Genomic DNA, 14,073 nt, shown 5'->3' with positions numbered 1-14,073 from the left:
CGAGCGCGGGACGCTGTGGGACGTGCTGTGGGACGCGCTGCGGGACGTTAGCGCGCGCCGTTGCGGCATGACTCTGTAACGTCATGCCGCAACCTTGAACTGCAGTGAATCAAACCGGAGCGGTATCGAACCACTCCAGCATCAAACCGCCGCCGGCGCGGCCGGCGTCAACTGCTCGCGATGCCTGAGCACCGCTTCCCTGACGATCGCCGACATTTCCAGCTCTCCCGCCCGCGGTTCATCGAGCGATTGCAGCAACGCCCGCCGCATGCGCGGCTCCCAGAAGCGGCGGATGTGATCGGCGATGCCCGTCAGCGCCTCCTCGTGATCCGGCATCGACTCGAAGAAGTCGCCGATCCGGTTCGCCATGTCGATCAGATTCTGATTGTCCATCGTCTGTCCATGAGTCTGTCCGTGCGTTTGTCCGTGCGTTTGTCCGTGCGTTTGTCCGTGGCTCGTCTTACTTGCCCGAACTGGCGTTGGCCAGTTCGCGCTGCTTCAGCAGATCGAGCTGCTCGGTGTTGAAACGCGAGTAATCCTTCTGCCATTGCGACGGCTGCTCGACCGGCATCACCTGCACCGCGGTCACCTTGTATTCCGGACAATTGGTCGCCCAGTCCGAGCTATCGGTGGTGATCACGTTCGCGCCGGATTCGGGGAAGTGGAACGTGGTGTACACCACGCCCGGCTGCATCCGCTCGCTGACCTTCGCGCGCAGCACGGTCTGCCCGGCGCGCGATTCGATGCCGACCCAGTCGTCCATCTTTATTCCGCGCTCCTCGGCGTCGTGCGGATGAATCTCCAGCCGGTCCTCGTCGTGCCAGCGCGAGTTCTCGGTACGGCGCGTCTGCGCGCCGACGTTGTACTGCGACAGAATGCGGCCGGTGGTGAGCAGCAACGGGAACTTGCGCGTGACCTTTTCCGGCGTGGCGATGAACTTCGTGATCACGAACTTGCCCTTGCCGCGCACGAACGTGTCGATGTGCATGGTCGGCGTGCCGTCCGGCGCCTGCTCGTTGCACGGCCACTGAATGCTGCCGAGCGCGTCGAGCTTCGCGTACGACACTCCGTGGAAGGTCGGCGTGAGCCGCGCGATCTCGTCCATGATCTGCGACGGATGCGTGTAGTCCATCTCGTAGCCCAGCGCGCGCGCCAGCATCACCGTGACTTCCCAGTCGGCGTAGCCCGGCACCGGCGGCATCACCTTGCGCACGCGCGAGATACGGCGCTCCGCGTTGGTGAAGGTGCCGTCCTTTTCGAGGAACGACGAACCCGGCAGCAGCACGTGCGCATACTTGGCGGTCTCGTTCAGGAAAATATCCTGCACGACGATGCATTCCATCGACGACAACGCCTGCGACACATGATGCGTGTTCGGGTCCGACTGCACGATGTCTTCGCCCTGGCAATACAGGCCCTTGAAACTGCCGTGCAGCGCGGCGTCGAACATGTTCGGAATGCGCAGGCCCGGTTCGGGTTGCAGCGTGACGTTCCACGCTTCTTCGAACAACGTACGCGTGACCGTGTCGCTGATATGGCGATAACCCGGCAATTCATGCGGGAACGAACCCATGTCGCACGAACCCTGCACGTTGTTCTGACCGCGCAGCGGATTCACGCCGACCCCGTCGCGGCCGATGTTGCCGGTCGCCATCGCGAGGTTGGCGATGCCCATCACCATGGTCGAGCCTTGCGCGTGTTCGGTGACGCCGAGGCCGTAGTAGATCGCCGCGTTGCCGCCGCTCGCGTAGATGCGCGCGGCTTCGCGCACGTCCTGCGCGGGTACGCCGCTCAGGGCTTGGGTCGCTTCCGGCGCGTTCTCGGGCAGCGCGACGAAATCGCGCCACTGCTCGAACGCGCGCGTTTCGCAGCGTTCGGCGATGAAGGCGTCGTTCATCAGCCCCTCGGTCACGATCACGTGCGCGAGCGCGTTGATCACGGCGACGTTGGTGCCGGGCCGCAATTGCAGATGATGCGAGGCCTTCACGTGCGGCGTGTCGACGATATCGATCCGGCGCGGATCGACCACGATCAGCTTCGCGCCTTCCCGCACGCGGCGCTTCAGACGCGAGCCGAACACCGGGTGGCCGTCGGTCGGATTCGCGCCGATCACCACGATCACGTCGGCCTTATCGACCGAGGCAAAGGTCTGCGTGCCCGCCGATTCGCCGAGCGTGGCCTTCAGGCCGTAGCCGGTCGGCGAATGGCAGACGCGCGCGCAGGTGTCGACGTTGTTGTTGCCGAACGCGGCGCGCACCAGCTTCTGCACCAGATAGGTTTCCTCGTTCGTGCAACGCGACGAGGTGATGCCGCCGATCGAATCGCGGCCATGCTGCGCCTGAATGCGGCGGAACTCCGAGGCCGCGTAATCCAGCGCTTCTTCCCAGCTCACTTCGCGCCACGGGTCGGTGATCTTCGCGCGGATCATCGGTTTGGTGATGCGGTCCTTGTGCGTCGCATAGCCCCACGCGAAGCGGCCTTTCACGCACGCGTGGCCTTCGTTCGCCTGGCCGTTCTTGTGCGGCACCATCCGCACGACCTGGTTGCCCTTCATCTCGGCCTTGAACGAACAGCCGACGCCGCAATACGCGCACGTCGTCACGACCGAATGCTCGGCCTGGCCGAGCATGACGACGGTCTTTTCCTGCAACGTCGCGGTCGGGCAGGCGGCCACGCATGCGCCGCACGACACGCACTCCGATTCCATGAACGGCTGGTTCTCGCTCGCCGCGACGCGCGATTCGAAGCCGCGTCCCGCGATGGTCAGCGCGAACGTGCCCTGGGTTTCCTCGCACGCGCGTACGCAGCGATTGCAGACGATGCACTTCGACGGATCGTAGGTGAAGTACGGATTCGATTCGTCCTTGCGGTCCTTCAGATGGTTCGCGCCGTCGAAGCCGTAGCGCACTTCGCGCAGCCCCGTCACGCCGGCCATGTCCTGCAGTTCGCAGTCGCCGTTGGCGGGGCACGTCAGACAATCGAGCGGGTGATCGGAGATATACAGCTCCATCACGTTGCGACGCAGCGATTGCAGACGATCGGTTTGCGTGCGCACCTTCATGCCGGCTTCGACCGGCGTCGTGCACGAGGCCGGATAGCCGCGCTTGCCTTCGATCTCGACCAGGCACAGACGGCACGAGCCGAACGGTTCGAGCGAATCGGTCGCGCACAGCTTCGGGACGTTCACGCCGGCTTCGACCGCCGCGCGCATCACCGACGTGCCGGCCGGCACGGTCACGCTCTGGCCGTCGATTTCCAGCGTGACGTCGAGGTCGGCGTGACGCGCGGGTGTGCCGTAGTCGGTGTCGTCGAAGAACGAGCGGGCCGAGCGCGGCGCTTGCGTTTGTGCCTGCTGCAAAGCCTGCGACTTGCACGCGCACTGGCCGGAACCGCAGCCGCCGGCGTTGGCGGGCTTGGCGACATTGGGGGAGTTGAGCGCATCGGACATGGAGGGCTCCAGGATCACGCCGCCTTGGGCGCGTGATGAGACACGGTAGGGACGTCGGGCGTGTTCGCCGACGCGTTTTTCGATGCGCCGGCAAGGCCGAAGTCTTCGGGGAAATGATCGAGCGCGGACAGCACCGGGAACGGCGTCATGCCGCCCATCGCGCACAGCGAGCCGGACACCATCGTGTCGCACAGATCGCGCAGTAGCTGCACCTGGCGCGTCGAGGTATCGCCGTTGCGGATTCGCGCGATCACTTCGACGCCGCGCGTCGAACCGATCCGGCACGGCGTGCATTTGCCGCAGGATTCGAGCGCGCAGAAGTGCATCGCGTACTGCGCGAGTTCGGCGAGATTCGACGTGTCGTCGTGCACGACCAGCCCGCCGTGTCCGACCACCGCGCCGACTGCCGCGTAGGCTTCGTAGTCGAGCGGAATGTCCCACTGGCTTTCCGGCAGATAGGTGCCGAGCGGACCGCCCACCTGCACCGCGCGCGCCGGCCGTCCGCTCGCCGTGCCGCCGCCGAAGTCGTCGAGCAGTTCGCGCAGCGTCACGCCGAACGCGAGTTCGACGAGGCCGCCTTGCTTCACGTTGCCGGCCAGCTGGAACGGCAGCGTGCCGCGCGAGCGGCCCATGCCGAAGTCTTTGTAGAACGCTGCGCCGCGCGCGAAGATCAGCGGCACGGTGGCGAGCGTGATGACGTTGTTGATCACCGTCGGCTGACCGTACAGACCGACGAGCGCGGGCACCGGCGGCTTCGCGCGCACGATCCCGCGCTTGCCTTCGAGCGATTCGAGCAGCGCGGTTTCCTCGCCGCAGACATACGCGCCCGCGCCTTTCGCGACGAACAGCTCGAAGCGGTGCGCGGTCGAGCCGAGCACGCTGTCGCCGAGCCAGCCGGCGGCGCGTGCGCGGGCGATCGCCGCTTCGAGCGTCGCGATCGAATGCGGGTACTCGCTGCGCACGTAGAGGTAGCCGGCCGTCGCCCCCGTCACGACGCCCGCGATGATCATCCCCTCGATCAGCATGTACGGATCGCTTTCCATCACGAGCCGGTCGGAGAAGGTGCCGGAGTCGCCTTCGTCCGCGTTGCAGACCACGTATTTCTGCGCCGCTTTCGCACCGCGTACCGTGCGCCACTTGATGCCGGCCGGGAACGCGGCACCGCCGCGCCCGCGCAGGCCGGATTCGATCAGCGCTTCGCAGGCGGCGTCGCCGTCGGTGGCGAGCGCCGCGCGCAGGCCGTCGAGGCCGCCGTGCGCGAGATAGTCGTCGATGGACAGCGGATCGGTGAGGCCGATGCGCGCGAACGTGAGGCGCTGCTGTTTCTTCAGGTACGGAATGTCGTCGACCACGCCGACGCGCCGCGCATGCTCGCCGCCTTCGACGAAGCCCGCGTTGAACAGGGCCGGGACGTCATCCGGCTCGACGTTCGCATAACCGATGCGGCCTTGCGGCGTGCTCACTTCGATCAGCGGTTCGAGCCACAGCAAACCGCGCGAGCCGTTGCGCACCAGTTCGACGGCGATGCCGCGCCGCGCTGCCTCGGCGACGATCGCCGCGGCGATCGCGTCGGCGCCGAGTGCCAGTGCGGAGGAGTCGCGGGGAACGTAGACACGTGTCATGCGCTCACCTCCACGCGTTTTTCCGCCGCGGCGAAGATCGCATCGAACTTGTGCGGCGTGACTTTGGCATGCAGGGTGCCGTTCAGCATCAGCGCGGGCGACAACGCGCACTGACCGAGGCAATACACCGATTCCAGTTCCACCGTCGCGCCGGGCCGATGGCCGGCGTCGAAACGGCAGCCGGTGCGCGCCTCGATATGTTGCGCGAGCGCTTCGGTGCCCATGCTGCGGCAGGCTTCGGCGCGGCACAGTTGCACGGTGAGCGGCGCGGCCGGTTCGGTGCGGAAGTGGTGGTAGTAGGTGATGACGCCATGGACCTCGGCGCGCGACAGGTTCAGCGCCCGTGCGAGCGGCGCGACCGTGGCCGGCGGCACGTAGCCGAGTTCGTCCTGAAGCGCGTGCAGCACGGCCAGCAGCGACATGCCGGGCTGGGCATGACGCGCGACGAGCTGCTCCGGCGCGACCTCGTGGGAATCGTTCAAGTGGGGCTCCTCCAAAGTCATATATGCACTTGTTATTCATAAAGCGTGCACTTATGCTTCGTTTATTCGATATAGGATAGCCGAACGATAGGCGGGCTAAACAGCCCATGCAATAGGAAAGAAAGCGACATATATGATCAGAATCGAATGTCAGGCGCAGCTGGTTGTCAGGGGCGCGGACGGCCGCGAGGCCAGCCTGTCGGACGTCGTGCCGTTGCTCGCGCTGGTCGACGAATCCGGCAGCATCGCGCAGGCCGCCACGCTTAAGGGTTTGTCCTACCGTCATGCATGGGGTTTGCTGCGCAGCATCGAAGAGCGTTTGGGCGGCGCGCTGATCGCGAAGGAGCGCGGTCGCGGGTCGGTCCTGTCGGAACTCGGCCAGGCGGTGCTGCGCGCGCAGCGTCTGTGCGGCGAACGGCTCGACGGCAACATGCAGGCGCTCGCGAGCGAAGTGGCGAGCGATCTGAACCGCTGGCTCGCGCCGCCCGCCGACGACGTGCGCATCCATGCGTCGCACGGTTACGCGGTGGCCGCGCTGGTCACGGCGCTGGTCGCGCACGATCTGCCCGTCGACATCAAATATCGCGACAGCGCCGACGCCGTCAGCGCGCTCGCGCGCGGCGAATGCGACATGGCCGGCTTCCACCTGCCGCGCGGCGAGTTTCGCGCGGCCTGCGCGGATACTTACCGGCGCTGGCTCGATCCACAGCGGCACGTGCTCGTGCATCTGACGCGGCGCAAGCAGGGGCTGTTTCTCGGCAAGGGCAATCCGCGCGGCATCGGCGGACTCGGCGATCTCGCGCGCGACGACATCCGCTTCGTCAATCGTCAGCCGGGTTCCGGCACGCGCATGCTGCTCGATCTCGCGTTGCGCAACGTCGGGGTGGATCCGGATCGGGTCAATGGCTATGCGTCGGCGGAACTCACGCATTCGGCGATCGCGGCGTTCGTGGCGAGCGGCATGGCGGATGTCGGCTTCGGCGTGCAGCCGGCCGCGCATCACTTTGGCCTCGACTTCATTCCGGTCGTCGACGAGGACTATTACTTCGCCTGCGACCGCGGCCGGCTGGAGCGCGCGCCGCTCGCGGCGGTGATCGAACTGCTGCGCGGCAGCGCGTTCCGGCAGAACGTCGATCAGCTGGAAGGCTACGATCCGGCCGATTGCGGGACGTTGGTCGAGCTTGAGGCGGGATTGAGCGGGGCGGCATAAGTGGTGCGGTGAGCTGCGTTTGGCGACGGCGTGAGTGCAGGTCGACGGCGGCGGGATGAGCGGTGGACTGAGTGGCGTAAGGGGCGTCATAAGAGGCGTCATAAGAGGCGTCATAAGAGGCGTCATAGAGGCGTTGTACGAAGCATCGTAAGAGGCCGTAACGATCTACGCGGGTTCGGCGCTGCAACGCGCGCCGGTTTGCGATACCCTCTAAACTTCCGTTTTCGCCTTAATCGCGCGCCTCGCCGCGCTCATACGCCATGAAAGCTCTTCTTCACGCATGTGCCGCCGCTGCGACGGCCGGTATGCTTCTCGCCACTGCATCGGTTGCGTTCGCGCAGAATTCGCCGGGTGTGCCGGGCGGGATTCTGCAGGACCAGTTCCGTCTCGCCGAGCATCCGCAAATGCCGTTCGCGGCGTCGGCGCCGTCCGCCAAGTACCAGTCCGACAAGAAGTCGGCCATGCGCAAGCGCGGCGATAACGGCGACCCGAACGGCTGCAATCTGCAGTGCCCGAAGGACGAGTAACCAGAATGATCATGCGGGAGATATCTCCCGTTCTTGGTGCGACGCCGGCGCGATGCCGGCGTTTTTTTTTGCCTTTGTTTTTTCTTCGGAAAATAAGAAATTCGCCAAATGCATTTGTGGATTTTCTGCGGTATTTTATGGAAATTTCGTAAATGTGATTGGTGTGGTTTTTTGGTGTCTTCGGGTTGCGTGCTGGAGATTGGCGCGACATTGGCCGGAAGCCTTGATGGCATTGATGATGCGGACTTTGCTAATTATTAAAATAAGATGGATTTGTAAAATAAAGCAAAGGCGCTTCTATCAAAAACAAGCGTTGATAAGATCCGTCTCGTTTCGTGAATTCGATGTTTTATTCATGAAGCGAATTTCCTGACTTATTCAACATAAAGGTAATCGAAATGCAAAAAATCACTCGCAATGAACTGGCTAAATCCGCTGTTGCAGGCGGCTGCTGCAAGGGTGGCTCGGCACCGTCGAAGTCGACCACGCCGGCAGCACCGGTGCCGGGTCGCGCGTAATCGGTAGCTTCGCGCTAACCGTGCACCAAGCGCCGGGGCGGTTCGTATCGTGCCGCCCCGGCGCGCAACCGCGTATGTGGAGTGAAGGATGAAGTGGAGGCAGGGCGCTGCATGCGTGTCGAATCTGTTGCGCGGTGCGATGGCATACGCAACGCGCGGCGCACGGAGCTTGCAGGGCGCGTTGCTGGCCCGTCTGCCGCCTTCGTCGATCGAGCGGTGCGCCGCCATTGCAACGGCGACGCTGGGCCTCGTCGATGCACGCACGCGCTGGCAAGGCATCGCGCGCTACGAGATCGGCCGTGACGTGCTGAAGCTCGCGCCACTGCAGGCGGGCCGCGTGGCAGCCGGCGGCATGCGCGAGAAGCTGATCGACCAGCGCATCTATTTCGGCCGCCTCGCGCGCGGCAGCGAAGCGTGGCCCGACCTGAACGATGTGGCCGCCACGCTGGCGGGAAGAATCCGTCAGTTGCAGGCCAGTGAACCGGGCCGTCCCGTGATCGTGTCGCCGTTTCACTTCGTATCGCAGTACGCCAACATCTATGTCATCGACGAATTGCGTGCACAACTCGGACTGAAGTCGATCGCGGTCGTGTCCGGCGTGCCGCGCGATCTGTACGGTGACGACCACGCGCTGATCCCGGGCGTCGAGGTGCTGTACACCTATGGCGACGACGACCGCAACGGGCTCGGCCTGCGCGTCGCTCGCGCGCTGAGGCGTCATGGCGTCGCCGTGTTGTTCGCCGATGTGCCGCCGTTCGCGCTGCATCGCTATCCGATGGAAACGGTCGGCGTCTCCCTGTTTGGCCGTCCCGCGCGCATTCACAACGGCGTGTTCCGGCTCGGCGCGCCGTTCGACGCGATGCTGCTGCCGTTCTATCTGCGCTTCGAACGCGGGCGTTTCAGCGCCAGGTTGTTTGACCCGTTGCCGCTCGCCGAAGCCGGCGCGGCGCATCGGCTTGCACGCTGTATCGAAACGGCGGTCGCCGACAACTATCCGGACTGGCTGGTCGCCGGCCATCCATCCATGTATTCGTTCGCGCCGGTGCGCTAGCGGTTCGCACACAGCCGGCGTGCGGCGCATCGCATGCATGGCATGCATCGCATCCGTTATGCGCGGCCGCGCGGCGCGTTCATCCAGCATCGCCGTGAAGCACTCCGGCGCCAGCATGTACCGGCAGCAATCAATCAGCTATGCAACCTGTTCATCTCCCCCATTTCAGGGACGTCTCGTGGCGCTGGATCGCCTATGCGACCTCCACGCTCGTGATGCTCGCCACCGTGTTCGCGTTCTTCCACGAAGTCGAACTGAAACAGGACGTGCGCGCGGAAATCGTGTCGCCCTCCGAAGTCAAGATTCAGGGGCTGAGCGGCCTCGTCTCCGAGATTTACGTGCGTCCCACCACGCGCGTTGCGCAGGGCGCGCCGCTGTTCCGGCTCGACCGCGATCTCTCGCTCGCGAGCGACGGCCTGCAACGCCCGGCATTCGACGCACGCATGCGCGACGACCAGCTCCGCGCAAGCGACGCGCAGTACAGCCAGCGCAAGGCGGATCTGTCCGCGCAACGGGAAACCGCACGCCTGACCGCGCAAAGCCGCCGCGCGGAAATCGGCGCGCTCGACGAACAGCTCGCGCAGAACCGCGAACTGTCCGATGAAGCCGGCCGCAAGCTGACGCGGCTGGAATCGGTCGCCGACTACATCACCGCGGATCGCGTCGAGCAGGCCCGCGCCGACACGCACCAGGCGAAAGTCGCGCTCGCGCAGGGCAGCGCGCGACGCCAACAGTTGAGCGCGGAGCTCGGCGCCGCGCTCGGCTCGTTCGACGGTCTCGGCGCGCAACTCAACGAACTCGACGCGCGCCACGCACGCGAGTTGCAGGACATTCGCACGCGCTTCGAACAGATCCGCCAGGACGCGACGATTTCCGCGCCGCGGGCCGGCGTGGTCACGTTTTCGGGTTTGGTGCCGGGCCGTACGCTGGGGCCGGACGACGTGGCGCTCGTCATTTCGACCGGCGTGCAGGGCAGCTTGCGCGCGGCGTTGCGCATTCCGTCGCGGCGGCGCGGTTTCGTCCGCGAAGGGCAGATCGTGCGGCTGAAATTCGACGCGTTTCCGTACGCGAAATTCGGCACCTATGAAGCGCGTATCGATTCGATCTCGCGCACCACATTGCGCTCGGCGGTCTCGCCGGTCGATCCGTCGAAGCCGCCGAATCCCGGCGCCGACTACATGGCGTGGGCGACACTGAGCGGCAACCAGTTCGACTTCGAGCGGCAACATTTCGACATTCTTCCCGGCATGGGCGCGACGGCGAGCATCGTGATCGAGCGACGCACGATCGCCGAGTGGGTGCTCGCGCCGCTGTACCGCGTGTGGCGAGGCTGAGCATGCGTGCGATCTATCAGAACGAAGTCGCCGAATGCGGCTATGCCTGTCTGGCGATGGTGCTCTCGCATCTGGGCCGCGCGACCGAGGTGCGCGAACTGCAGGCGTTCCGCCCGGTGTCGGCGAACGGTCTGTCGTTGATGGACCTGTACGACGTCGCCGTGGAATTCGGACTCGCGGTGCAAGCCTATCGTTACGATGCCGGCGATCTGTCGGGCGTCAAACGCGGCGCGATCCTGCACTTCGGCGGCGCGCATTTCGTGGTGTTCGAAAAGTGCGGGCGCGGCTATGTGCAGGTGATCGATCCGGCCAGCGGCCGCCGGCGCATGTCGATGGACACCTTCGTGTCGAACGTGTCCGGCTATCTGCTGGAATGCGCGGCGACGCCGCTGATGCCGCGCATCCGCGACAAGTCGCGCGTGCCGGCCGCGCTGGCCCGCGTGCGGGCGCTGAATCCGCAGCTCAACGCGCAGATCGGCAAGGTGATGTTCGTGGCGCTCGGCAGCCAGTTCGCGATTCTGGCGCTGCCGTATCTCGGCAATCTGGTGCTCGACGACGTGGTCGCCGCCGATAACCTCAGCCTGCTCAACGTGCTGATGCTGACGTTCTCCGGCATATTCATCGCCGGTGCGCTTAGCCATTACGTCGAGGCCTATCTGATCGAGCTGCTGCACGGCTTCGTGCAGATGAGCATGACCGAAGGGCTGGTGTTGAAGCTGCTGCGCAACCCGATTCCGTACTTCGAGAAGCGGCACGTCGGCGATCTGTTCGCGCGCGTGAAAGCGCAGGACGAAATCAGCGTCTATACGACGCGGACCGCCATCGCGCTCGGCATCGATCTCGTGGTCGGTCTGCTCGCGCTCGCGTTGATGCTGGTGCAGAGCCGTCAACTCACGGCCATCGCGTTGCTGATTTTTGCTGTCTATGTGGCGGTGTCGTTCGCGCTGTTCGCACGCATGCGCGATACGCACGCGCTGGTGCTCGAAGAGTCCGCGCGCTGCGACGACACGCTGATCGAAACGATCCGCGGCGCTTCGCTGATCAAGCTGTCGCAAGGCGAAACGCGGCGCACCGCGCTTTTCATGGCGAAGTACCGCGCGTATGTCGCGGCACTGGTGCAGAACGGCCGGCTCACCAGCGCGCGCGACGCGATCCTGAAGCTCGTCAACTATGCGGAGACCATCGCGATCACCTGGTTCGCCGCGCGGTTGATGATGGGCGGCGTGATCTCGGTCGGCGTGTTCTATTCGTTCCTGATCTACAAGTCGCTGCTCTCGGAACGCTTTGCGCGCTCGATCAATGCGGTGTTCGCGTACTTCATGCTGAGCGTGCCGGTCGCGCGGGTCGGCGATATCGTCGAATGTGAAACGGAGCGCTATACGCCGCCGGGCGACATGCATAAAACGGTCGAGATGCGCGAATTCGAATGTATCGACGTACGCAACGTCACGTTCCGCTATGGCGTGTCCGATCAGCCGGTGCTCAAGGGCGCGAATCTTGTGATCCGCCGCGGCGACAAGATCGTGATCACCGGGGCGTCGGGCAGCGGCAAGTCCACGCTGTTCAAACTGCTGGCGGCGGCCGAGCCGCTGCAGGAGGGCGAGATCGCGCTGAACGGCATCGCGTGGCCGAACCTCGCCGTCGATGAAATTCGCCGTCACGCAGTGCATATGCGCCAGGGCGATCTGATCCTGCACGGATCGATCGCGGACAACGTGTCGCTATTCGCCGGCCACGCGGACGAGGCGCGCATTCACGCGCTGCTCGACGACGTCGGTCTGTTGCCCGACGTGATGCGCTTGCCGATGCGCACGCGCACGGTGATCAGCGACACCATCGCGAATATTTCGGCGGGGCAGCGGCAACGTCTACTGCTGGCGCGTGCGCTGTATCAGCAGCGCGAGTTGCTGTTGCTCGATGAGCCGACGTCGAATCTCGATCCTGCGTCGGTGCGGCATATCGTGGCGTTGCTGCGGCGTCTGGATCGAACCGTCGTGGTGATTACGCACGACATGTCGCTCGCGGCGGCGTTCGACACGCGGTATCGGCTGGTGGAGGGCGAGCTGGTGTGCGAGGCGCGCGATGGGGCGGTGGTTCATGATTAGGCGCGGGTCGTTGTGTGGGTCGTTGTGCGGGTCGTTGTGCGGGTCGGCATGCGGTTTGTGGCGCGGGTTGTTGCGCTGGTCGTTGCTCGGCTCGGTGCTCGGCTCGGTGCTCGGGTTGGTTCTCGTCTCCCTGCGCATTTTTCTGCGCATGCTCGTCGCGTTGGCGTGCGCCACTTGCGCGAGCGAGGCGGCGGCCGTCGATCTGCTGACGGTCGTCGAGCAGGCGACCGACCACGACGCGAACCTGGCCGCATTGCGCGCCGGATCGCGGGCCGCACAGCAGGCCTTGCCGAAAGCGCGCGCGGGCTTCCTGCCGCAAGTGGCAGGCGGTTGGGGACGCGGATACAACAGCACGGTGATGGAAGGTTTTCCGCGCAACACATATTGGCAGAGCGGCTGGAGCGTCACGCTGACGCAGCCGGTGTTCGACTGGAGCCGCTGGACGGTCTACAAGCAGGCCGATGTCGTCTCCGCGCGCGGCGTGGTGGAAGTAGCGAGCGCGCAGCAATCGACGATGCTGCAAGCCGTGCGCGCCTATTTCGACGAACTCGCCGCCGAGGACGAACTCGCGCGCGCCGGCGACTACGCGGCCGCGCTCGACGCGCACTTCGACCAGTTGCGCCGCAGGCAGGCGGCGGGCGAGGCGACCGTGATCGACTTGCGCGAAGCCGAGGCGGCGCGCGGGCAGGCGCAGTTGCAGCGGCAGGATGCGCGCAGCGACTTGCAGCTTCGGCGGCTCGCGCTGGAACAACTGACGGGTCAGCCATTTACCTCGCTGTCCAGGCTGGCGGAAGGCGTGGCCATGCCGCGGCTCGACGATTCGCCGGACGATGCCGACGCCTGGGCCGCGCAGGCCGAGGCTCACGACTACGCGGTGCAGTTGAAGCAGATCGATCGGCGTCTCGCGGAACTGGACGTGGAGAAGGCGCGGGCGAAGCATCTGCCGGTGGTCAGTTTGTCGGCGACGCATACGCCGGCAGGCGCCGCCTCCGGCTATTCCCGTCCGACCACGACGACGACCGCGATGCTGTCGATCACGATCCCGCTGTTCGAGGGCGGCGAGACGAACGCCACCATCGATGAAAAGCGTGCGCTGCAAGACAAGGCGCAGGATGAACTGCTGGCCGCGCAGCGTCGCGCGGGCGCTGCCGCGCGCGATAGCTGGTCGCGGTTTGGGGCCGGCGTTGCACGCGTCGATGCGTTGACGCGTTTGATGCGAAGCTCGCGCGAGGCGTTGGCGGCGACGCAGGTGGGGTACAAGGTCGGCAGCCGTACGAGCGCGGATGTGTTGCGCGCGTCGGAGACGTTGTATGCGAACCGGCGTGATCTGATCCGGGCGAGGTATGCGGCGGTGGTTACGCTGCTGCAGCTCAAGGCAGCGACGGCGGCGCTGGATTTGGGTGAGGTGGCGCGGGTGAATGGATTGCTGGCGGCGAGCGGGGCGGTGGAGGGGGCTCCGGCTGGAATTGAGTCTGCGATGCAGCGCGCGCCGGAGGTGCGGCGTGGGATGGAGCGGGCTGGTCTGGCCGACGTTGCGATCGCGCCTTCTGCTGATGCCGTGACCGTGCCTGCTTCCGCCCCGGCTCGTGCGCTCGAAACATGGCGTATATCCACGTCGACCGGGCGCGCAGACTCGCGTTGATCCGCGCGCGGGCGGGATGCTGAAAACCGATACGGCGTAGCGGATACCCGATGCGGCATTCGATCGCAGACAACAAAAAACCCCGAGAGCGTGACGCTGTCGGGGTTTTTCATAAAGCGCGTACCGATGAGGTA

Annotated in this window: 10 protein-coding genes; 6 read left to right on the top strand and 4 right to left on the bottom strand. The window is 65.3% G+C overall.

From position 1 onward, the window contains the following. Positions 1-141: 141 nt before the first annotated feature. The 4 genes from LFL96_RS14805 to LFL96_RS14790 form a co-directional block, all read right to left on the bottom strand. Positions 142-393, bottom strand: a complete 252-nt coding sequence (locus LFL96_RS14805) for a formate dehydrogenase subunit delta (protein WP_280995961.1) — start codon at positions 391-393, stop codon at positions 142-144. Positions 394-460: 67 nt separating this feature from the next. Further along, a complete protein-coding gene (fdhF, locus tag LFL96_RS14800) occupies positions 461-3,448 on the bottom strand; it encodes a formate dehydrogenase subunit alpha (protein WP_280995960.1) in 2,988 nt (995 codons plus the stop codon). A gap of 14 nt (positions 3,449-3,462) precedes the next feature. Then, on the bottom strand, positions 3,463-5,070 hold the full coding sequence (locus LFL96_RS14795; protein WP_280995959.1) for a formate dehydrogenase beta subunit: 1,608 nt from the start codon (positions 5,068-5,070) through the stop codon (positions 3,463-3,465). Further along, complete coding sequence (locus tag LFL96_RS14790) at positions 5,067-5,573, bottom strand: NAD(P)H-dependent oxidoreductase subunit E (protein WP_280995958.1); 507 nt, start codon at positions 5,571-5,573, stop codon at positions 5,067-5,069. The genes LFL96_RS14795 and LFL96_RS14790 overlap by 4 nt, the downstream gene beginning before the upstream one ends. Positions 5,574-5,685: 112 nt before the next feature. On the opposite strand from LFL96_RS14790, the gene LFL96_RS14785 reads away from it, so the two are divergent. From LFL96_RS14785 to LFL96_RS14760, 6 genes are all read left to right on the top strand, one after another. Continuing rightward, entirely contained in the window at positions 5,686-6,762 is a 1,077-nt protein-coding gene (locus tag LFL96_RS14785) for a substrate-binding domain-containing protein (RefSeq protein WP_280995957.1), read from the top strand. Between the two features lie 260 nt (positions 6,763-7,022). Then, entirely contained in the window at positions 7,023-7,289 is a 267-nt protein-coding gene (locus tag LFL96_RS14780) for a hypothetical protein (protein WP_280995956.1), read from the top strand. 606 nt (positions 7,290-7,895) lie between these two features. Further along, positions 7,896-8,858: a hypothetical protein gene (locus tag LFL96_RS14775; RefSeq protein ID WP_280995955.1), complete on the top strand. Its 963-nt coding sequence runs from the start codon at positions 7,896-7,898 to the stop codon at positions 8,856-8,858. Between the two features lie 140 nt (positions 8,859-8,998). Beyond that, positions 8,999-10,192 carry an HlyD family efflux transporter periplasmic adaptor subunit gene (locus LFL96_RS14770; RefSeq protein WP_280995954.1) on the top strand — a complete coding sequence of 398 codons (1,194 nt, stop codon included), beginning with the start codon at positions 8,999-9,001 and terminating at the stop codon, positions 10,190-10,192. A 2-nt stretch (positions 10,193-10,194) separates the two neighbouring features. Further along, positions 10,195-12,297 carry a peptidase domain-containing ABC transporter gene (locus LFL96_RS14765; protein ID WP_280995953.1) on the top strand — a complete coding sequence of 701 codons (2,103 nt, stop codon included), beginning with the start codon at positions 10,195-10,197 and terminating at the stop codon, positions 12,295-12,297. A gap of 70 nt (positions 12,298-12,367) precedes the next feature. Beyond that, positions 12,368-13,939: a TolC family outer membrane protein gene (locus LFL96_RS14760; protein WP_348638399.1), complete on the top strand. Its 1,572-nt coding sequence runs from the start codon at positions 12,368-12,370 to the stop codon at positions 13,937-13,939. The last annotated feature ends 134 nt before the right edge of the window (positions 13,940-14,073 follow it).

Source organism: Paraburkholderia sp. D15 (genome assembly GCF_029910215.1).
Taxonomy (GTDB): Bacteria; Pseudomonadota; Gammaproteobacteria; order Burkholderiales; family Burkholderiaceae; genus Paraburkholderia.
This window is presented reverse-complemented; position numbering and strand designations above follow the sequence as displayed.